Annotated in this window: 19 protein-coding genes; 7 read left to right on the top strand and 12 right to left on the bottom strand. The window is 73.0% G+C overall.

Translation table 11 applies throughout. The features are described from left to right. Positions 1-10: 10 nt before the first annotated feature. The 8 genes from ACIQGQ_RS17125 to ACIQGQ_RS17090 form a co-directional block, all read right to left on the bottom strand. Entirely contained in the window at positions 11-1,204 is a 1,194-nt protein-coding gene (locus ACIQGQ_RS17125) for a glycine C-acetyltransferase (protein ID WP_402396260.1), read from the bottom strand. Between the two features lie 38 nt (positions 1,205-1,242). Then, complete coding sequence (gene tdh, locus ACIQGQ_RS17120; RefSeq protein ID WP_402396258.1) at positions 1,243-2,271, bottom strand: L-threonine 3-dehydrogenase; 1,029 nt, start codon at positions 2,269-2,271, stop codon at positions 1,243-1,245. A gap of 287 nt (positions 2,272-2,558) precedes the next feature. Beyond that, positions 2,559-4,691, bottom strand: a complete 2,133-nt coding sequence (locus ACIQGQ_RS17115) for a bifunctional serine/threonine-protein kinase/ABC transporter substrate-binding protein (RefSeq protein WP_402396256.1) — start codon at positions 4,689-4,691, stop codon at positions 2,559-2,561. A 6-nt stretch (positions 4,692-4,697) separates the two neighbouring features. Further along, on the bottom strand, positions 4,698-6,833 hold the full coding sequence (locus ACIQGQ_RS17110; RefSeq protein WP_402396254.1) for a bifunctional serine/threonine-protein kinase/ABC transporter substrate-binding protein: 2,136 nt from the start codon (positions 6,831-6,833) through the stop codon (positions 4,698-4,700). Between the two features lie 5 nt (positions 6,834-6,838). Then, positions 6,839-7,678 (bottom strand): hypothetical protein, encoded by an 840-nt coding sequence (locus ACIQGQ_RS17105; RefSeq protein WP_402396251.1) that lies wholly within the window; start codon positions 7,676-7,678, stop codon positions 6,839-6,841. A gap of 97 nt (positions 7,679-7,775) precedes the next feature. Next, positions 7,776-8,414 carry a GNAT family N-acetyltransferase gene (locus ACIQGQ_RS17100; RefSeq protein WP_402396248.1) on the bottom strand — a complete coding sequence of 213 codons (639 nt, stop codon included), beginning with the start codon at positions 8,412-8,414 and terminating at the stop codon, positions 7,776-7,778. 151 nt (positions 8,415-8,565) lie between these two features. Beyond that, positions 8,566-9,459 carry a peptidase S1 gene (locus ACIQGQ_RS17095; RefSeq protein WP_402396246.1) on the bottom strand — a complete coding sequence of 298 codons (894 nt, stop codon included), beginning with the start codon at positions 9,457-9,459 and terminating at the stop codon, positions 8,566-8,568. A gap of 193 nt (positions 9,460-9,652) precedes the next feature. Beyond that, a complete protein-coding gene (locus ACIQGQ_RS17090; protein WP_402396244.1) occupies positions 9,653-10,717 on the bottom strand; it encodes a hypothetical protein in 1,065 nt (354 codons plus the stop codon). 200 nt (positions 10,718-10,917) lie between these two features. Between ACIQGQ_RS17090 and ACIQGQ_RS17085 the strand changes: the two genes are divergently transcribed. The 3 genes from ACIQGQ_RS17085 to ACIQGQ_RS17075 are packed head-to-tail and all read left to right on the top strand — an operon-like array spanning position 10,918 to position 12,172. After that, entirely contained in the window at positions 10,918-11,295 is a 378-nt protein-coding gene (locus ACIQGQ_RS17085; protein ID WP_402396242.1) for an ArsR/SmtB family transcription factor, read from the top strand. Continuing rightward, the gene (locus tag ACIQGQ_RS17080) at positions 11,292-11,822 is read left to right on the top strand and encodes an SRPBCC family protein (protein ID WP_402396239.1); all 531 of its coding nucleotides are present in this window, start codon (positions 11,292-11,294) and stop codon (positions 11,820-11,822) included. The genes ACIQGQ_RS17085 and ACIQGQ_RS17080 overlap by 4 nt, the downstream gene beginning before the upstream one ends. Continuing rightward, the gene (locus tag ACIQGQ_RS17075; RefSeq protein ID WP_402396238.1) at positions 11,819-12,172 is read left to right on the top strand and encodes a VOC family protein; all 354 of its coding nucleotides are present in this window, start codon (positions 11,819-11,821) and stop codon (positions 12,170-12,172) included. Before ACIQGQ_RS17080 ends, ACIQGQ_RS17075 begins: the two co-directional genes overlap by 4 nt. Before the next feature lie 59 nt (positions 12,173-12,231). Here ACIQGQ_RS17075 and ACIQGQ_RS17070 read toward each other — a convergent pair whose 3' ends face one another. Continuing rightward, positions 12,232-12,891, bottom strand: coding sequence for a zinc ribbon domain-containing protein (locus ACIQGQ_RS17070; protein ID WP_402396235.1), 660 nt, complete (start codon positions 12,889-12,891; stop codon positions 12,232-12,234). Positions 12,892-13,077: 186 nt separating this feature from the next. Then, the gene (locus ACIQGQ_RS17065) at positions 13,078-13,587 is read right to left on the bottom strand and encodes a winged helix-turn-helix transcriptional regulator (protein ID WP_402396232.1); all 510 of its coding nucleotides are present in this window, start codon (positions 13,585-13,587) and stop codon (positions 13,078-13,080) included. A gap of 87 nt (positions 13,588-13,674) precedes the next feature. Between ACIQGQ_RS17065 and ACIQGQ_RS17060 the strand changes: the two genes are divergently transcribed. Continuing rightward, positions 13,675-14,853, top strand: a complete 1,179-nt coding sequence (locus tag ACIQGQ_RS17060; RefSeq protein ID WP_402396229.1) for an MFS transporter — start codon at positions 13,675-13,677, stop codon at positions 14,851-14,853. A 29-nt stretch (positions 14,854-14,882) separates the two neighbouring features. On the opposite strand, the gene ACIQGQ_RS17055 is transcribed toward ACIQGQ_RS17060, so the two are convergent. Beyond that, complete coding sequence (locus tag ACIQGQ_RS17055; protein WP_402396226.1) at positions 14,883-15,509, bottom strand: DJ-1/PfpI family protein; 627 nt, start codon at positions 15,507-15,509, stop codon at positions 14,883-14,885. A gap of 134 nt (positions 15,510-15,643) precedes the next feature. On the opposite strand from ACIQGQ_RS17055, the gene ACIQGQ_RS17050 reads away from it, so the two are divergent. After that, positions 15,644-16,990 carry a PLP-dependent aminotransferase family protein gene (locus ACIQGQ_RS17050; RefSeq protein WP_402396224.1) on the top strand — a complete coding sequence of 449 codons (1,347 nt, stop codon included), beginning with the start codon at positions 15,644-15,646 and terminating at the stop codon, positions 16,988-16,990. A 27-nt stretch (positions 16,991-17,017) separates the two neighbouring features. On the opposite strand, the gene ACIQGQ_RS17045 is transcribed toward ACIQGQ_RS17050, so the two are convergent. Further along, a complete protein-coding gene (locus ACIQGQ_RS17045) occupies positions 17,018-17,479 on the bottom strand; it encodes an ATP-binding protein (RefSeq protein WP_402396221.1) in 462 nt (153 codons plus the stop codon). Positions 17,480-17,684: 205 nt separating this feature from the next. Between ACIQGQ_RS17045 and ACIQGQ_RS17040 the strand changes: the two genes are divergently transcribed. Both ACIQGQ_RS17040 and ACIQGQ_RS17035 read left to right on the top strand, forming a co-directional pair. Continuing rightward, entirely contained in the window at positions 17,685-18,530 is an 846-nt protein-coding gene (locus ACIQGQ_RS17040; protein WP_402396891.1) for a Scr1 family TA system antitoxin-like transcriptional regulator, read from the top strand. Beyond that, positions 18,527-18,787: a DUF397 domain-containing protein gene (locus tag ACIQGQ_RS17035; RefSeq protein ID WP_402396218.1), complete on the top strand. Its 261-nt coding sequence runs from the start codon at positions 18,527-18,529 to the stop codon at positions 18,785-18,787. The genes ACIQGQ_RS17040 and ACIQGQ_RS17035 overlap by 4 nt, the downstream gene beginning before the upstream one ends. Positions 18,788-18,912: the final 125 nt, after the last annotated feature.

Raw genomic sequence — 18,912 nt, 5'->3', positions numbered from 1 at the left:
GGGCGCGGGCCTACTCCCCCAGCGCGGCCCGCGCGTCGACGAAGGCGTCGACGGCCCGGTTCACGTCCTCGGTGGAGTGCGCGGCGGAGAGCTGGACGCGGATACGGGCCGCGCCCTGCGGGACGACGGGGTACGAGAAGCCGATCACGTACACCCCGCGCTCCAGGAGCAGTTCCGCCATCCGGCCCGCCTTCGCCGCGTCCCCGATCATCACGGGGGCGATGGCGTGGTCGCCGGGCAGGATGTCGAAGCCCTCGGCGGTCATCCGGGTGCGGAACAGCTCGGTGTTGGCGTTCAGCCGCTCGCGCAGGTCCCCGGCGCTCTCCAGCAGGTCGATGACCTTCAGCGAGGCCGCCGCGATGACCGGGGCGAGAGAGTTGGAGAAGAGGTACGGGCGGGAGCGCTGGCGCAGCAGGGCGACGATCTCGGCGCGGGCCGCGACGTAGCCGCCGGACGCGCCGCCGAGCGCCTTGCCGAGGGTGCCGGTGATGATGTCGACCCGGTCCATCACGCCGTGCAGCTCGGGGGTGCCGCGGCCGCCGGGGCCGACGAAGCCGACGGCGTGCGAGTCGTCGACCATGACCATGGCGTCGTAGCGCTCGGCCAGGTCGCAGATCTCGCGCAGCGGTGCGACGTATCCGTCCATGGAGAAGACGCCGTCGGTGACGACGAGCCGTCGGCGGGCGCCGGACGCCTCCTTGAGCTGGGTCTCCAGGTCGGCCATGTCCCGGTTGGCGTAGCGGTACCGCTTGGCCTTGGAGAGGCGGATGCCGTCGATGATGGAGGCGTGGTTGAGGGCGTCGGAGATGACCGCGTCCTCCGGGCCGAGCAGGGTCTCGAAGACGCCGCCGTTGGCGTCGAAGCAGGAGGAGTAGAGGATCGTGTCCTCCTGGCCGAGGAACGAGGAGAGGCGCTGCTCCAGTTCCTTGTGGACCTCCTGGGTGCCGCAGATGAAGCGGACCGAGGCCATGCCGTAGCCCCAGCGGTCCAGCGCCTCGTGGGCGGCGGAGATCACCTCGGGGTGGTCGGCGAGGCCCAGGTAGTTGTTGGCGCAGAAGTTGAGCACCTCGCCGGGGCGCCCGCCCGCGGTGACGGCGACCGACGCGGACTGCGGGGTGCCGATGACGCGCTCGGGCTTGTGGAGGCCGGCGGCCCGGATCTCGTCGAGGGTGGTGCGCAGGTCGTCGCGGACGGAGTCGAACATGAGGGGTGTCTCCCGGCTCGTGGGCTGGATACGGGTGGTCAGGAGGTCCAGTCGAGGATGACCTTGCCGCCGCGGCCGCTCGCCGCGTCGTCGAAGGCCGCCTCGAAGTCGCGGTAGCCGTACCGGCCGGTGATCACGGGGGCGAGGTCGAGGCCGCCCTCCAGCATGACGGACATGGCGTACCAGGTCTCGTACATCTCGCGGCCGTAGATGCCCTTGATGGTGATCATCGAGGTGACGACGCGGGACCAGTCGACGGCGAACTCCTCGGACGGCAGTCCCAGCATGGCGATCTTCCCGCCGTGCGTCAGGTTCGCGATCATGTCGCGCATCGCCTCGGGGCGGCCGGACATCTCCAGGCCGACGTCGAAGCCCTCGCGCAGTCCGAGCCGCTTCTGGCCGTCGGCGATGGTCTCCTCGGCGACGTTCAGGGCGAGGCTCACGCCGAGCTTGCGGGCCAGTTCGAGGCGGGCCTCGCTGACGTCGGTGATGACGACGTGGCGGGCGCCGGCGTGCCGGGCGACGGCGGCGGCCATGATGCCGATCGGTCCGGCGCCGGTGATCAGGACGTCCTCGCCGACCAGCGGGAAGGACAGCGCGGTGTGCACGGCGTTGCCGAACGGGTCGAAGATCGCGGCGACGTCGAGGTCGACGGGGGTGCGGTGCACCCAGACGTTGGAGGCGGGCAGGGCGACGTACTCGGCGAACGCGCCGTCCCGGCCGACGCCGAGGCCGAGCGTGGAGCGGCACAGGTGGCGGCGGCCGGCCAGGCAGTTGCGGCACTTGCCGCAGACCAGGTGGCCCTCGCCGCTGACCAGGTCGCCGATGGCGATGTCGACGACGTCGGCGCCGGTCGCGGCGACCTCGCCGACGAATTCGTGGCCGAGGACGAGCGGGGTGCGGACGGCCTGCTGCGCCCAGCCGTCGTAGTTGCGGATGTGCAGGTCGGTTCCGCAGATGCCGGTGCGGAGCACCTTGATCAGTACGTCCGAGGGGCCGATCTCCGGCTCCGGCACGTCCATCAGCCAGAGTCCCGGCTCGGCCTTCTGCTTGACGAGTGCCTTCACGGCGGTGACTCCCTGTGCTGGTGCGGCGTTGAGCACCCCGGGCCGGGGGCATGCCTGAAGGAAGCCTGCGGCCCGGGGAAGACAATGGGGACGGGACACATGCGGCAGCGCGCGTCGATCGGCTGCCGCGCACCATCCTCGGCCGTCACGGAGAAATCTGCCGCACCCCGCGCCACAGGTCCATCGAGGTTTTCTTAAGCGCGCCCGAAGATCCGCTTCATGCCGCGCGACCTCCACCCGTCCGGCCCATCCGGGTCTCCCCGCCTTCGTCCGTCCGGCCGGGCCGCTCAGGTCACTAGGGGTGTACGGAAGTAGCGGGCGCGGCCCTTCTCGATCCGGTGGAGGAAGAGGCCCGTCGTGTAGTCCACCGACCGGGTCGGGGCGAACTCCAGGGTGCGGCTGATGCCCTTGTGGGTGGTGAGGAAGAGGCGCTGGGTGATGCCCTCGCGCGGGGCCCGGGTGGCGATGGTGGTGCGGGCGGCGTCGGCGATCAGCCCGACCGCGTCGTACGCCTCGGCGGCCCAGGGAGCGGGGTCGGTGCCGAAGCGCTCGCGGTGGGCGGCGGTGAACGCCTTGGCCGCGGGCATCGCCGAGGGGTCGCTGTACGCCTCGGCGAACACCCAGCCCTCGGCGGCCTTCCCGGCCCCGTCGAGGAAGGCGGGTGCGAGGACCGGGCCGGTGGACGCACGGGTGCCGGTGAATCCGGCGGCGGCCAGGGCCACGGCGCAGCGGGCGCCCCGGGTGGGCGAGGTCCCGGCGAGGACCACGGTGTCCGCGCCCGCGTCGAGGGCCGCGCGGGCCGCCGGGCCGAAGTCGTCGGCTCCCCTCTTGACCTGGTGCACGGTCAACGCCGTGCTCCTGGGCGCGGTCTCCGTGAGGGTGCTTCTGACGGCCCAGGCGCCCGTGGGGTCGGCACCGTCCTCCACGATCACCATCCGCTTCGCCCGGCGGGTCACGAACAGGTGGTACACGAGGCCGGTGGCCAGTTGGTCGTCCAGGGCCCGGAGCAGGCAGAGGTTCTGGGTGGAGGCCGTGTCGGCGGTGGTGGACCCGGCCGAGACGACGAGCTGGGCGAGGCCGGTGCGTTCGTAGCGCTGGACGACGGCCGCGTCGACGACGTCGTGGGTGGGGCCGACGACGGCGAGCACGTCCGGGTCGGCGGCGATCCGGTCGGCGACGCGCAGCGCCCGGGTGGCGTTCCCGGCATCGTCCTCGGTGCGCAGGGCGAGCCGGAAGGGGGCGTCGGGGCGGGCGTTGTGGTCGTCGACGGCGAGCCGCATGCCGCGCTGGTGGGCGAGGCCGAGTGCCCGGCCGGGTCCGGTGAGGTCGGCGTGCAGGGCGACGGTGTGGGTGGGGACGGTACGAGGCGCCTTCCCGGCCCCGGTGCCGCGCCGCCGGTCCACCGCCGTCCAGGCCGCGACCGCGCCGCCGGCCAGCAGGACGGCCCCGGCCCCTGCGGTCAGCACGGTGCGCCGGGACGGGCCGCGCGGGGCGGGTTCCCCGGCGGAGGTGGGCGGCTCGGGGGGCGGTTCCGGGGCGGGGATGTCGAGGGCTTCGGCCGAGCGGGTGGCCATCAGGGCGGCCAGGCCGGGCGGCGCCCAGGCGGCCGGGTCCTCGCCGGGCGGTGCGGCCAGCCGCCTGGCCGCTTCCCGGGCGGTGGGCCGGTCGGCCGGCTCCTTGGCGAGGCACGCCTCGACGAGCGGCAGCAGGGCGGGCGGCAGCCCGTCCAGGTCCGGTGGTTCGTGCACGGTGCGGAAGAGGACGGACGCGGCCCCGTCGCTCCCGAACGGGCGGCGCCCGGTCGCCGTGTACGCGAGGACGCAGCCCAGCGCGAAGACGTCGCAGGCGGGCCCGACCGGTCTCCCCGAGGCCTGTTCGGGGGCGAGGTAGCCGGGCGTGCCGATCAGCGCGTCCGGCTCGGTGAGGGCGGTGGCGCCCTCGTGCCGGGCGATGCCGAAGTCGATGAGCCGGGGCCCGTCGAGCGTGAGGAGCACATTGGCGGGTTTCACGTCGCGGTGGACGAGCCCGGCCGTGTGGACCGCGTCGAGCGCTTCGGCGAGCCGAGCCCCGAGCGCCCGTACGGTCGCGGGCGGCAGGCGGCCCTCGGCGGCGACGACCTCGGCAAGCGAGGGGCCGGGCACGAACACGGTGGTGAGCCAGGGCTCGTGGGCCTCCGTGTCGGCGTCCGTCACCGGCACCGCCCAGCGGCCGTCGACCCGGCGGGCGGCCTCGGCCTCGCGCCGGAACCGGGCCCGGAAGCCGGGATCGGCGGCGTGCTCGGCCCGGATCACCTTGACGGCGACGAGCTGCCCGCCGGGGGTGCGGGCCAGGTAGACGACGCCCATGCCGCCGGCACCGAGCCGGGCCAGGAGCCGGTTGCCGCCGATGCTCCGGGGGTCCTCCGCAAGGAGCGGTCGCACGCCGGATCAGCCCGTCTCCATGGGAGCCGCGCCCAGGTAGCGGAAGGCACCGTCGCGGACGCCGTGGAGGTGGCCGTCGAAGTTCTTCAGCCGGTAGCCGTCAGTGAAGGCGTAGGTGCGGGAGATCCCCCGGTACGTGGACGAGGAGATCTTCGCGACCAGCGCGGACCGGGCGGGTGGCCGGTTCTTCCGGGAGAGGGGGGTGAGCGCGGCGAGGACCAGTCCGGCCGCGTCGTACGCCTCGGCGGTCCAGGGGGCGGGGGCGGTGCCGTACTTCGCGCGGTGGGCGGCGGCGAACTCCTTCGCGGCGGGAGCGGTGGCGCCGATCCAGGGCGCGACGAACTCCCAGCCCTCGGCGGCGGCCCCGGCGTCCTTCAGGAAGCGGTCGCCGATGGCCGTGTGCATGGCCATGCGCGGCCCCTGGTAGGAGGTGGCGGCGAGCGCCCGGGCGGCGCGGGCGGCCCCGGCCTGGTCCCCGGCGTGGAAGAAGGCGTCGCTCCGGTGCGTGAGCATGTCGTCCACGACCGGGGCGAGGTCGCGCGTTCCGGCGGGCACCACGCGCGGGTAGGTGGTGCCGTCCGTGGTGTCGGCGATGGTCTGGTTGAGGTAGTAGCCCGCCAGGTAGGCGGACTGGCCCCCGGCCCGGTCGACGAGCACCCCGAGCCGTTGGACGTCGGGCCGGAGCACCAGCCGGTCGCGGATCGGGTGGACGAGCGCGACGTCGGACGGGACGGCCTGGAAGAACGACCGCATCGACCGCACGGCGAAGGCGATCTGCTGGGAGGAGACGGTGACGATCGGCAGCAGCGCCTCGTCGTAGGTGCTGAGCACGGCGGTGGTGACCGGGTCGTCGGTGGGGCCGACGACGGCGAGCACGTCGCGGTCCCGGACGAACCGCTCGGCGGCCCGCTTGCCCTCGGCGGTCCGGCCCCGGTCGTCGGCGGCCTCCACCCTCAGGGTGAACGGCTTGTCCGTACGGGCGTTGAACCGGTCGACGGCGAGCCGCACCCCGCGTTCCTGGGCGCGGCCGATCGCCGCCCGGGGCCCGGACAGGTCGGCCTGTACGCCGATGGTCCAGGTGCCGGGACCGCTCGCGCCGGAGGCCCCGGTGGCGTCGCCGCGCGGCCATTCGCGGACGGCGAGGACGCCGCCGCCCGCGACGGCCACCGCTCCGGCACCCGCCAGGAGGATCAGCCCGCGCCGGGACGGGGCGGGGGTGTCCGGGGTGTCGACGCGGGTCGCGTCGATGCCGGGCAGGGCGAGGATCTCGGCGGACCGTTCGGCGATCAGCCGTACGACGTCCTCGGGCAGCCAGTCGACCGAGCCGTCCGGGGCGTCCTCGGTGATCACCCCGTCGAGTGCGGCGGCGGTGGGGCGGGCGGCCGGGTCCTTGGCAAGCAGACCGGCCAGCAGGGAACGGAGTTCGGGGTCGTCGATCCCGTCGAGGTCGGGTTCCGAGTGGACCGTGCGGTAGAGCAGGGCGTCCACGGCACCGCTCCCGAACGGCGGCCGCCCGGTCGCGGCGTACGCGAGGAGGCAGCCCAGCGAGAAGACGTCACCGGCGGGCCCGACCGCCGAGGCGCCCCGGGCGGCCTGTTCGGGGGCGAGGAAGCCGGGCGTTCCCACCACCAGGTCGGCCGCGGTCAGCGCGGTGGCGTCGGTGACCCGGGCGACGCCGAAGTCGATGAGGCGGGGCCCGTCGGCGGCGAGGAGCACATTGCCGGGTTTGACGTCGCGGTGGACGAGTCCCGCCGCGTGCACCGACGCCAGGGCGCGGGCCAGCAGCCGGCCGAGGACCCGGACGCTGCGGGCGGGCAGCGGGCCGCAGCGGGTGACCGTCTCGGAGAGCGCGGGTCCGGGGACGAACTCGGTGGCCAGCCAGGGCCGTTCCTCCTCCGTGCCGGATCCGGTCACCTGGACCGCCCAGGGACTGGTGACGCGACGGGCGGCCCCGGCCTCGCGGCGGAACCGGAGCCGGAAGTCGGCGTCCCCGGCGTGTTCGGGAAGGATCACCTTGACGGCGGCCAGCGCCCCCTGGGTGTCGCGGCCGAGGTAGACGACACCCATGCCGCCGGCGCCGAGCCGCCCGAACAGCCGGTGTCCGCCGATCCAGGACGGGTCCGAGGCCCGTAGCTCGTCCATGCGCCTCAGCCCTTCTTCATGATGGCGTCGCCCAGTCGGCCGAGCATGGCGGCCTGGGCCTTGATGCTGAGGGAGTCGATCTCGCCGACCCGCCATCCCTTGGCACCCTTGGCGGTCACGGCGAAGGTGAACCGGAGGATCCGGTCCTGTTTCCAGAAGTACGGTTGGGGTCCGCCGAGTTCGGCGCTCCGGTACTGCCCGGACTCCATCAGCGAGTCGTCCGAGCTGGTCTGATTGCCCTCGCCCCGGTCCAGGGCGTTCGCGCCGAGTCCGCCGATGAACTCGCCCTGGCGCAGCTGCTGCGTGGGGCAGCGCATCGTCTCCTCCAGCGATTCGGCCATCTCCCACCGGGCGCCGTCGTCGGCTCGGTGGACGGTCATGATCGCGGCGAGCCGCAGCGGGCCCTTGTCCTTGGTCGCGGGTAACTCGAAGGAGCGGGTGAGGGTGGCGAGGATCCCGCGCCCCAACGGGCGCTGCTGCCACACGCAGCTCGTGTCGAGCACCGGCCAGGTGTCGGGGCCGGACTCGTACGGGGTGCGGGCGACGGTGCCGGGGCCGAAGTCCTCGGGCCCGGCGATGACTTTCCCGATGAGGGCGAGGGCCGCTTTCCGGGTGGTGGGCAGGCGCGCCGGGTCGGCGTCGACGGCCGGTCCGTCCGTGGCGTCGGGCGCCGCCTCCCCGGCGGCGGTCGCGGTGGCGCCGGCGGCGGACGAGGACTTCTTCGCCCCACCACCGCCACCGCCCCCTCCGCCTCCGCCGCACGCGGTCGCCAGCAGCAGCACCGCCGCCAGCACCCCGTACCGGCGCCGTCCGCCCCGTCCGCGTTCCGGACCGCCGCGCACCACGATCGACCACCCCCGTATCCCCGAAGTCGCGTCGATCCTATGAGTACGGAAGGGGCGCGGCCGGTTCCCGGGAGAGTGTGCCACTCCGTCAACTCCCCTACGGGCGGGGGTCCTTGGCGAGTCGGGCGTGCAGGTGCTCGTCGTGGTACTCGCCGTCGCCGAAGCGGTAGGACTCGCGCAGCACCCCTTCGGGAAGGTAGCCGCAGCGGTCGGCCACCCGGCAGGACGCCGCGTTCTCGACGGCGTGGGCGATCTCGACCCGGCGGACGTCGGCGGTGTCGAATCCCCAGTCCGTGATCGCGGCGACCGCCCGGGTGACGGCGCCCCGGCCCCGGGCGGCGGGCAGCAGCAGATAGCCGATCATCGCGAGCCCGTCCGCACGGTCGGTCCAGCGCAGGGTGGCGCTGCCGAGCACCGCGCCGTCCGCGGCGTCCCGGATGGCGAAGGAGGCGGCCGTGCCCTTCTCCCACCCGTCGTCGCGCGCCTCCACCCAGGTGCGGGCGGCGTCCCGGTCGGTCGCCCGGATGGGGTTCCAGAGGGCGACCACCGGGTCGGCGGCGGCGGTCACCAGCGCGTCCAGCACGGCCTCGGAGTCGGCGTCCGCCCGGGTCCAGGGGCGCAGCACCACGTCCCCGAGATCGAATGCGGTACGGACGAAGGTCTTGGGGTCGGCGGGGCTCCCGGCGGGAGCGGCGGCGTCGGGAAGCTCGGCGGGAGCGGCGGAGGAGGCAGTCATGCCCCTCTTCCTACCGAACCTTCACCCCTCTGACCAGCGATTTTCCGAGGCGTCCGCAGGCACGGCCACCAGTGGCGCCACGCCGCGCCGCACACCGAGGTCGGCACCGGTGTGCGGCGCGGCGGCGGTCCCGCCGTAAGGGGGGCGGGGCTCAGGAGAGCGCCAGCTCCGTCACGTTGTCCGCCTCCAGGACCCAGGTGGCGCTGAGCCCGCCCTCCTTCACCCGGGCGTCGCCGTCGCCCTTGAGGACGCCGATCCGCTTGCCGGAGAGCGCGATCTGGATGGCGTGGTCGTACACGTGCGTCCAGGTGGCGCTGAGCCCGCCCTCCTTCACGTGCGCCGTGCCGTCGTCCTTGAGGACGCCGATGCGGTTGCCGGACAGTTCGAGCTGGATGACGTCGTCGGCCTCCCGCACCCAGGAGGCGCTGAGCCCGCCCTCCTTGACCCAGGCGACGCCGTTGCCGACGAGGACGCCGATGCGGTTGCCGGCCAGGTCGATGCCGATGGCGTTCTCCGACTCGCGCACCCAGGAGGCACTGAGGCCGCCTTCCTTGACCCAGGCGACGCCGTCCCCGGTGATGACGCCGATCCGGTTGCCGGAGAGTTCGAGTTCCTTGACCTTGACGGACTCCTTGACCCAGGTGGCGGAGAGCCCGCCCTCCTTCACGTAAGCCTCGCCGTTGTCCTTGAGGACGCCGATCCGCTTGCCGGAGAGGGCGATCCGCTTGACGTCGGTGGCCTCCTTGACCCAGGTGGCGCTGAGGCCGCCCTCCTTGACCCAGGCGACCCCGTCGCCGGTGACGACGCCGATCCGGTCGCCGGAGAGGGTGAGCTGCTTGATGCTCCCCGACTCCTTGACCCAGGCGGCGCTCAGCCCGCCCTCCTTCACCTGGGCGTCACCGTCGACCTTCAGGACGCCGATGCGGTTGCCGCCGTCCCCGGAGACCGTTCCGGGCACCGCACCGGCGACCGTCGACGAACCGACGAGGCCGGTCGTCGCCAGGACGGCGGTGGCGGCCACGGCGGCGAGAGCATTGCGCTTCAATGGAGCAACTCCTCTGCTCGGATGGCCCCTTGGGACCGGCGAGCGGCGCCCTCGGGGAATGTGAACAATCCGAGACGATCAACGACCGCCGGACCCCGCCGGTACGTGCGCCATTGAGGTGAGCCGGGCGCACGGGCCCTGCGACGGCGCGCCGCCGGTCCCGCCGCACCGTCGCAGGGCCCGTGCCGAACGGTCAGCCGATGAGCCGTACGACCAGGAACAGCAGGGCGAGTGCGCCGCAGGCCACGGCGGCGATCTGCCAGGACCTCCGCCGCGAGGGCAGCAGGAGCACGTACGGGGCACGCGCGGTGGGGACGACGTAGTAGACGCGGTGCGGCTGCGCCGTGACGACGACGCGCGCGAGGGGCAGATAGCTGAGGTCGACGCGGCGCGCGATCTCCTGGTCGCGCTCCACGAGCTTCGTCCGCAGCTCCTGGCCGAGGAGCTTGGCCTGCCGGTCGGGCAGGGGTTTGTCGTCCGTCAGGTCCGTCCGGACCCAGGCGCCCTTCTCCCGCGCGCTCTGCCGGGCGAGGTAGGGGACTCCGAACTGGGGCAGCCTGACCCTGTCGGTGTCGGGACTCCGGGTGATGACACCCTCCGTCCAGGTCACCGTCCGACCCGTTCCCTTGCAGTGCTGGTGGGGTACCGTCCCGGCCCGGTCGCAGTCGGGGCAGGGGCGCAGCCCCGCGCCCCGGCAGGTCGGGCACTCCACCGCCCCGCGCCCGCGGCACACTCCGCACGCGGCGTCCAGGGCTCCGCAGAGCCTGCACGTGACGCGCTCCTCCTGTTCCCGGGCGGTCCGGTCCGCCGGCGCGCCGGAGCGTTTGCCGGTGCCGTCACAGCGCAGACAACTGTCGTTCCCCTTGCACCCGGTGCAGTGCGTACGCGGGTCGCAGCGCACGTCGCCCGCCCCCGAGCAGCGCTGACACGTGACGGACCCGTTGCCGCAGTCGCAGGACCGGTCGTCGACCGATCCACGGCGGACCAGCCTGAAGGTCTTCTCCTGGGACGGGTCCTGCGGCGGCGGTACGCGGTGCGCGTGGATGGTGGTCTCGAACACCGGCCTGCCCGAGAGATCCAGGGGCCCGGCGTGGAACCGCTCCTTCTCCGTGCGGCTCTCCACGCAGCGCACGATCTCGCCCTCCAGCAGGCAGTACCGGGTGATCTCGGCCGCGCCGGGCAGCGCGGCGGGGACGTCCTCGCCCCGCCCCTTGGCCAACTCCCGTACCGATCGCAGGACTTCTTCGTCACTCAGCACGTGCCTCTCCGATCCCTTCCACCAGGGCCGCACACCGCGGGCAGCACGGCTCCGCAAGACCGTACCCACGACCCCACCGGCCGGACACACCGAACGGGAAGGCCGCAAGGCCTTCCGTTCGGATCAGGCCAACACCCCCTCGTCGAAGGTTACTTAACCAACCTCTTGACTATCCGGGAATCCGCTCCATAGTTAAGAACATGCCTAACCAACAGGTCGATCTGGACCGGGTCTTCCAGGCGCTGGCGGACGCCACCCGCCGGGACATGGTCCGACGCCTGGTCGGGGCCCCGGCCTCGGTCAGTGCGCTGGCCCGGCCCTACGCCATGTCGCTGCCCGCGGTGATGCAGCATCTCCAGGTGCTGGAGGAGTGCGGCCTGGTGCGCTCGGAGAAGGTCGGCCGGGTCCGCACCTGCCGCGTCGAGCCGGCCGCGCTGCGCGCCGCGGAGGAGTGGCTCGCCGCCCGGCGCACCGACTGGGAGCAGCGCCTGGACCGGCTCGGCGACCAACTGGCCACCGAACCCGCCGACGACGACCGCACCGGTTCCACCGACTCCGGACAAGGGACAAGGACATGACCGACCCTCGGACCACCCACTCCACCTTCAGCCTCGAACGCCACTACCCGGCCCCGCCCGCCCGTGTGTTCTCCGCCTGGTCCGACCCCCGGTCCAAGGCAGGGTGGTTCTCCGGCGCCGACGCCGCGCACGAGCTGGACTTCCGGGTCGGCGGACGCGAGGTCAACCGGGCCCGCCGCGCCGACGGCCCGGAGCTGGTCTTCGAGTCGTACTACCGCGACATCGTCCCGGACCGGCGGCTCGTCTACACCTCCACCCTCAGCGTCGGCGACGAGCTCGCGACGGTGTCCCTGACCACGGTGGAGTTCCACCCCGAGGACACCGGCACCCTCCTGGTCCTGACCGAGCAGGGCGCCTTCCTGAGCGGCGACGAGGAGCCGGACTGGCGCGAACGGGGAACCGGCACATGGCTCGACGCGCTGGGCACCTTCCTCCGGACCCACGGGGCCGCCGGAACCGGGTCCGGGGCCGCGAGCCCCCACGGAACACCGGACACCCTCAACGGACCTGCGGAGGAAGCACCGTGACGATCCACCGACTGCTCGCCCAGATGACCGTCACCGACCTGGACGCGGCGACCGCCTGGTACACCGCACTGCTGGGGCGGGGGCCCGACACCCGGCCGATGCGCGGCCTGATCGAGTGGCACCTGTCCGACACCCACGGCATCCAGGTCTGGGCCGAGCCCGACCGCGCCGGACACTCGACCGTGGTCCTGTACGAGTCCGATCTGGACGGACGCCTCACCCGGCTCGCGCACGCGGGCATCCATCACGACGGCCCCCGGATCACCGACACCTCGCGCGTCCTGACCCTCACCGACCCGGACGGCAACCGAGCCGTCTTCGTCGCCCCCCTCGCCCCCGGCAACCACTGAACCCCGGTCGGCCGCACGCGGGTCCCGTACCTCACCCGCGCGCGGCCGCCCCGTCACCACTACTGCCGCGTACCGCACCCGGGGCAGAACGCGGAGCCCTGGGGCACGGGGGCGTGGCACGAGGCGCACTGCGGGGTCTGGGCGAGCCGGTGGCCGCACCCGGGGCAGAAGGCGCCGCCGTGGGTCTCCGCGCGGCACTGCGGGCAGACCAGTTGCCGGGCCGCGCTGGTGTCGTAGCCCTGCCCGGCGTTCTGGCCGACGGCGTAGGCGCTTTCCGAGACGGAGTCGTTGAGCCCCCGGCGGCGGGCGGCCTCCGCCTCGGCGGCGGTGTCGGGCGCGCACTGGAGGCAGAGCCCCAGCTCGGCGTTCCAGCACCGCCCGCAGTCGTACGAGGTGCAGCGGGGGCAGCGGTTGAAGTGCCCGTGCGCGTTGTCGATCGCCCGCTGGAACGCCGCGTCCCGCGAACTGCCCCAGGTCGCACCGGCCAGGCCGTCGGCGGCGTTGTTGATCGTGTTGGCCCCGCTGCCCAGCAGGCTGAAGGCGGCGCTGACGCCCTTGCCTATCCAGCCGGCCGCCTGGCCCGATCTGAACGGTTCGAACGGCGAGCGCCAGGTGTCCGAACACCGCTGGCACCGGAACTCGAACTGGAAGCCCGCGCCGGTGCCGTGCTGCTGCGACAGGTCGCTGTAGTTGTTGCTGAAGTAGATTTCGTCGGCCACGTCTGAACCTCTGAGCCCTCGCGTCGTTGGGTCGTTCTTTGAGGTCATGATGGCAACCGCCGATCGCGGTGGGACACCTGTCGGGTCATGGTTCGGTAAATGCAACCGGCCCGCGACCGCCGTCGGTTCCGCCTCGGCCAGGACCCTGGAGCCGACCGGGGACGGCGGCCACACCGGCCCCGTCCCCTACTGAACCTTCCGGACCCGCGTGGTCCCGGTGCCGAGAGGGGTGCCGTCGGCGCCGGTCGCCGTGACCTCCGGGACCGGGGTGCCGTGCTCGTCGACCAGGGTGGAACGGGGCTCGCCGGGGGCGAAGGCATGGCGTTCGCCCCACTGCCGCAGCGCGAGGACGACGAGGAAGAGGTCGCGCCCCGCATCGGTGAGCACGTACTCCTGACGGCGGCCCGACGCCGCCGTGCGCTGGGCGAGGACTCCGTGAGCGGTGAGCTTGCGGAGGCGGTCGGTGAGGATGTTGCGGGCCACGCCGGTGCGCCGGTGGAACTCGGTGAACGACCGGGCCCCGTCCATCGCGTCCCGGACGACGAGCAGGCTCCACCGGTCGCCGACGAGATCGAGCGCGCGGGCGACCGGACATTCGGGGTCGGTCCAGTCGGGATCGGCCCCCCGGTCCGGCCCGGCCCGCCCCTCCCCGGCGCGGTCCGGGTTCGCGGCAGGCGTACTGCTGGCGCGCGACATGACACCTCCCGTTTGGTTGCGAATCAAAACCATCATGCCGTACGGTCCAATCGGTTGCATTTCACTACTGATCGGGGTTGAGGTGTGATGGGCACAGGACGGCGCGTACTGCTGGCGCTGGTGTGCGGGGTCGCCGTGGCGAGCATCTACGCGGCGCAGCCGGTGCTGGAGCCGATGGGGCACGACCTGGGCGTCCCTGCGGAGCTGACCGGGTGGATCGTGGCGATCGGCCAGTTCGGCTATCTGGCCGGTCTGGTGCTGCTGGTGCCGCTCGGCGACATGGTCGACCGGCGGCGGCTGATCGCCGCGCATCTGGCGGTCACGGCGGCGGGGCTGCTCCTGACGGCCTCGGCGTGGGGGGCCTGGCCGGCCTTCGCCGGGCTGGCGGTGTCGGGGCTGTTCGCGGTGGTGGTGCAGACCACGGTCGCGTACGCCGCGTCGGTCTCGTCACCCGCCGAACGCGGGCGCACCATCGGGACGGTGACCTCGGGCGTCGTCATCGGCATCCTGGGCGCCCGGGTGGTCACCGGGGCGCTCGCCCAGATCTGGAGCTGGCGGTACGTGTACGTCGTGCTCGCGGCCCTGTCCCTCGGGCTCGCCGCGCTCGTCCTCGCCGTACTGCCCCCGGAGCGGCGCGGGCACCGGTCCACGGGGTACCGGCGGGCGGTCGGTTCGCTCGGCGGGCTGGTCCGGGAGCGCGTCTTCCTGACCCGGGGGCTCATCGCGTTCTTCCTGTTCGCCTCGTTCGGCACCCTGTGGAGCGGGCTCGCGCTGCCGTTGGCGGGCGCGCCCTGGCAGTTGGGCGAGAGCCGGATCGGGCTGTTCGGCCTGGTGGGGCTCGTCGGCGCGCTCGGCGCGGCCCGTGCGGGGCGGTGGGCGGACAGCGGGCGGGCGGGGCGGGTCACGGGGATCGCGCTCGCCCTGCTGATCCTCTCGTGGGCGGCGATCGGGCAGTTGTCGTGGACGCTGTGGCTGCCGGTCGTCGGGATCGTGCTCCTCGACTTCGCGGTCCAGGCCGTGCACGTGAGCAACCAGCATCTGCTCACCACCGCGCATCCGGACCGGATCAGCGGTGTCATCGGCAGCTACATGGTCTTCTACTCGCTCGGCTCCGCCCTCGGCGCCGCCACGACCACCGCCGTCTTCACCGCCCACGGCTGGGCGGCGTCCAGCCTCCTCGGCGCCGGGTTCGCGGCCTGCGCCCTGGCCGTCTGGGCGGCCGACCGGCGGCGCCCCCTCGGGGAGCCGTCACCCGCCTCGGCGTGACCGGAGCACACGAGTGGTACGCCGGGAGGTCACCGCCCGACGCCCACCACCCCGCCGGGCAGGTACGGGTCGATGTTGCGCCGGGCGCGCTCGACGTACTCCTCCTTCTCGCCGACCGGGGCGACGTAGTGCAGCGCGTCCCCTGCGGCCTCGTCGCCCTTGAGCCGGGCGATGATCCAGGCGGCGAGGTAGTGCGAGGCCAGGCAGCCGCCGGCGGTCGCGATGTTGCCCTCGGCGTAGAAGGGCTGGTCGAGCACTTCGACCCCGGCGGCGACGACCCAGGGCCGGGTGGTCAGGTCGGTGCAGGCCGGGATGGAGCCGAGCAGGCCGAGCCGGGCCAGCACGAGCGCGCCGGAGCACTGCGCCGCGACGAGTTGGCGCGAGGGGTCCAGGCCGCGCAGGACGCCCATGATCGCCGGGTCCTCGACGACCTCGCGGGTGGCAATGCCGCTGCCGACCACGACGGCGTCGGCGGTGCACGCCTCCTCAAGGGTGGACATCTGCTCGACGACCACGCCGTTCATCGACGTCACCTTCGGGCCCGGGGTGGCGAGGGTGACGCGCCAGTCGTCGCCCTTCACACGGTTGAGCACCCCGAGCGCGATCAGGGAGTCGAGTTCGTTGTAGCCCTCGAAGGTGAGGATGGCGATGTGCACGGCGGCTGCCCTTCCCGGTGGGTGGATCCCGGATCAGTCGGATGCCGGATCCCGGATCGGGTGGATCCCGAGCCCCGACCGTAGGACCCCGCGTGCAGGACAGTCGAAGAATTGTCCTGCATACAATCCGGCACATGACAGCTTCGCGGCACAAGCGGTACAAATCGCTGGTCGACGCGTTCGCCCGCGACATCCGGACCGGGCGGCTCGCCGCGGGCGCACGGCTGCCGACGCACCGCGCCCTCGCCGCCCGCGAGGGCATCGCCGTGGTGACCGCGACCCGGGTCTACGCGGAGCTGGAAGCGATGGGCCTGGTGAGCCGGGAGCAGGGCCGGGGCACGTTCGTCCGCGACATCGCGGTCCCCGCCGGTCACGGCATCGACCAGCAGGTGGTCGCCACGGACGCGGTCGACCTCAACTTCAACTACCCGTCTCTGCCCGGCCAGGCCGATCTCCTCCGGCAGGCACTGCGCGAGGTGGCCACCTCCGGCGATCTCGAATCACTGCTCCGCTACCAGCCGCACGCCGGGCGCCCCCAGGACAGGGCCTCGATCGCCCGGCATCTGGGGCGCCGGGGCATCACCACGGACGCGGACCGCGTCCTCCTCACCAACGGAGCGCAGCACGGCCTGGCCGTCACCGTCATGGCCGCGCTCGACGCGGGCGACGTCGTCGCGGTCGACGCACTCACCTACCCGGGGTTCAAGGTGCTAGCCCACGCCCTCCGCCTCGACCTGGCGCCCGTCCCCGTCACCGCCGACGGGCCCGATCTCGACGCCCTCGAAGAGCTGTGCGCGTCGCGCCCGGTCCGCGCGGTCTACACCATGCCCACCCTGCACAACCCGCTCGGCTGGGTCATGCCGTCGCCGGACCGGGCCCGCCTGGCCGGGATCGCCCGGCGGTACGGTCCGCTCCTGATCGAGGACGCCTCGTACGCCTACCTGGTGGCGGACCCGCCGCCGCCCCTGGCCGCGCTCGCCCCGGACGTCACCGTCCACGTCTCGGGGCTGTCCAAGAGCGTCGCCACCGGCCTCCGGGTCGGCTTCGTCGTGTCCCCGCCCTCCCTGGTGCCCGCGCTCGAACGCGCGATCCGGGCGACCACCTGGAACACCCCCGCCCTCACCACCGCGATCGTCGGCCGCTGGCTCGACGACGGCACGGTGGACCGCCTGGAGGCGCTGAAACGGGACGACGCCCGGACCCGCCAGGCCATCGCCCGGCAGGAGTTGGCCGGTCTCCCCCTCGTCGGCCACCCCTCGTCCTACTTCACCTGGCTCCCGCTGCCCGACGACGCGCGCGCCGACCGCCTCACCGCCGCCCTCGCCCGAAGGCACATCTCGGTCTCCACGGCCGAACCGTTCACCACTACGACGCACACACCCCAGGCGATCCGCCTCGCCCTGGGCTCGACCGATCCGGACAGCCTCCGGTCCACGCTGCGCACAGTGCGACGCATGGCCGTCGAGGACGCCTTCAGCTGACCCCCGGCCGACCCCGAAGGCTCCCCCTCAGTGCGAGACGTCCAGCTCCGCGCGGACCGTCTTGCCCGGGTTCCGGTCCAGGACGGTCCAGCGGTCGGCGAGGGCGTCGACGAGGACGAGCCCCCGCCCACTGTCCGCGTCGAGCGCCGGCGGGACCAACCGCACCGGGCCCGGCGGACGTTCCTCGCCCCGGGTGTCGCTGACCTCGATGCGCAGGACGCCCCGCGCGCCGCCGACCGCCGGGGAGTGGCGCAGCCTCAGTTCGAAGCCCCGCCCGGCCACCCGGCCATGCGTCGCCGCGTTGGCCGCGAGCTCGGCGACGATCAGTTCGGCCGTATCCGAAGCGTGACTGCGGTACGGGATGCCCCAGTCGTGCAGCACGTTCAGGGCGAGTCGGCGGGCGAGCCTTGCCCCGCGCGGAGTGGAGCTGAAATGCTGCACGAACACACGTACGGTGACAGGGTGTTCGGAATTGGCGATTGCTTCCATGCCTCCACCCTGGCGCCCGCGACCCCACCGGACCAGCGACGAAACTCGTACGCTCCGTCAGCGTACGAGTACATACGGTGGACAGTAGGGGTAACGGTCCGTGACCATGGGCGAGTTGTCTGCCGGTAGCGGCACGGGGTACGACGAGCACGGAGGTGGCCGGGGCATGACGGACGGCATCGAGATCACGGACGGATCGACGGGGATGGGCCCGGAACCCGAGCCCTCCACGAGGACGGGATCCGAGCCCGAGCCCTCGGAGAGCCTGAGGATCTTCGGCACGGTGGTCAAGGGCTTCCGCAAGAGGGCCGGGCTGACCCAGGAGCAGTACGCGCCGATGGTGCGCTACTCGGCGCCGACCGTCTCCTCCATCGAACAGGGCCGCAGGTTCCCGCCGTTGCCCTACGTCGAGCGCTCCGAGACCCTGCTGGACGCACGCGGCATCATCAGGTCGGCGGCGGCCCAATTGACCCGTCGGCCGGGCATCGCCAACTGGTTCCGTCAGTGGGCCCAGCTGGAGACGGAGGCGATCAACCTCTACACGTACGAATGCCGCCTGGTCCCGGGCCTGTTGCAGTCCGAGGCGTACGCGCGGACGCTGTTCCTCAACCAGCTCCCGATGCTCGGCGAGGAGCAGATCGAGCGGCAGTTGACGGCTCGGATGGAGCGACAGCAACTGCTGCGCGAGCGGATCGGAACCAACTACTGCTTCATCCTCGAAGAACACCTCTTTCTGCGCCGTCTGGGCGGCGCACAGGTGCTCCGGGAGGCGATCGACCATGTGCTCGACCTCGCCGAGCTGCGCAATGTGGAGATCCAGATCATCCCGCAGGTCCGCGAGAGCCACGCGGGAATGCACGGCCCGATCCGACTGCTCGAAGCACCGGACCACAAGTGGTTCGGCTACAGCGAGGGACAGGAGTCCGGGCAGCTCCACGTCGACCCGTCGGTGGTCAGCGTGCTCCAGATGCGGTATGCCAAGATGCGGTCACAGTCCCACACCCCCGAAGAATCCGTGGGTCTGCTGCGGCAGATGCGAGGAGCGCTATGAGCACCACCACCTCAGATCTTTCCTGGTTCAAGAGCAGCTACAGCAGCGGCGACGGCGACTCCTGCGTCGAAGTCGCTCTCGCCTGGCACAAGTCCAGCTACAGCAGCGGGTCCGGCGACGACTGCGTGGAGGTCGCCACCTGCCCCACCACCGTCCACGTCCGGGACTCCAAGGTCGAACAGGGCCCCGAGCTCACCCTCTCCCCCACCGCCTGGACCGGCTTCGTGACGTACGCGACCGAGTCCGCGGCCGCCTGACACACCATCGGCGCACCGCGCCGCGCACCGGACCGGATCCGGTGCGCGGCACAGCTGTTCCTCGGGCGCGCGGAGGGGGCGTACGCCTTGATAGCGTCGCCCCCACGACTGCGGTTCGTGCTTCC

The sequence above is a fragment of the Streptomyces sp. NPDC092952 genome, from assembly GCF_044754785.1.
In the GTDB taxonomy this organism is placed as follows: domain Bacteria; phylum Actinomycetota; class Actinomycetes; order Streptomycetales; family Streptomycetaceae; genus Streptomyces.
The sequence above is the reverse complement of the archived record's forward strand: the minus strand, read 5'-3'. Positions and strand labels throughout refer to the sequence as shown.

Excerpts from the sequence above, each read along its gene's own strand:
- ACIQGQ_RS17045 (WP_402396221.1), bottom strand. The coding sequence starts at position 17,479 with ATGGAAGCAATCGCCAATTCCGAACACCCTGTCACCGTACGTGTGTTC.
- ACIQGQ_RS17035 (WP_402396218.1), top strand. The coding sequence starts at position 18,527 with ATGAGCACCACCACCTCAGATCTTTCCTGGTTCAAGAGCAGCTACAGC.
- ACIQGQ_RS17110 (WP_402396254.1), bottom strand. The coding sequence starts at position 6,833 with ATGGACGAGCTACGGGCCTCGGACCCGTCCTGGATCGGCGGACACCGG.
- ACIQGQ_RS17080 (WP_402396239.1), top strand. The coding sequence starts at position 11,292 with ATGACCGACCCTCGGACCACCCACTCCACCTTCAGCCTCGAACGCCAC.
- ACIQGQ_RS17065 (WP_402396232.1), bottom strand. The coding sequence starts at position 13,587 with ATGTCGCGCGCCAGCAGTACGCCTGCCGCGAACCCGGACCGCGCCGGG.
- ACIQGQ_RS17125 (WP_402396260.1), bottom strand. The coding sequence starts at position 1,204 with ATGTTCGACTCCGTCCGCGACGACCTGCGCACCACCCTCGACGAGATC.
- ACIQGQ_RS17100 (WP_402396248.1), bottom strand. The coding sequence starts at position 8,414 with ATGACTGCCTCCTCCGCCGCTCCCGCCGAGCTTCCCGACGCCGCCGCT.
- ACIQGQ_RS17060 (WP_402396229.1), top strand. The coding sequence starts at position 13,675 with ATGGGCACAGGACGGCGCGTACTGCTGGCGCTGGTGTGCGGGGTCGCC.
- ACIQGQ_RS17085 (WP_402396242.1), top strand. The coding sequence starts at position 10,918 with ATGCCTAACCAACAGGTCGATCTGGACCGGGTCTTCCAGGCGCTGGCG.
- ACIQGQ_RS17050 (WP_402396224.1), top strand. The coding sequence starts at position 15,644 with ATGACAGCTTCGCGGCACAAGCGGTACAAATCGCTGGTCGACGCGTTC.
- ACIQGQ_RS17040 (WP_402396891.1), top strand. The coding sequence starts at position 17,685 with ATGGGCCCGGAACCCGAGCCCTCCACGAGGACGGGATCCGAGCCCGAG.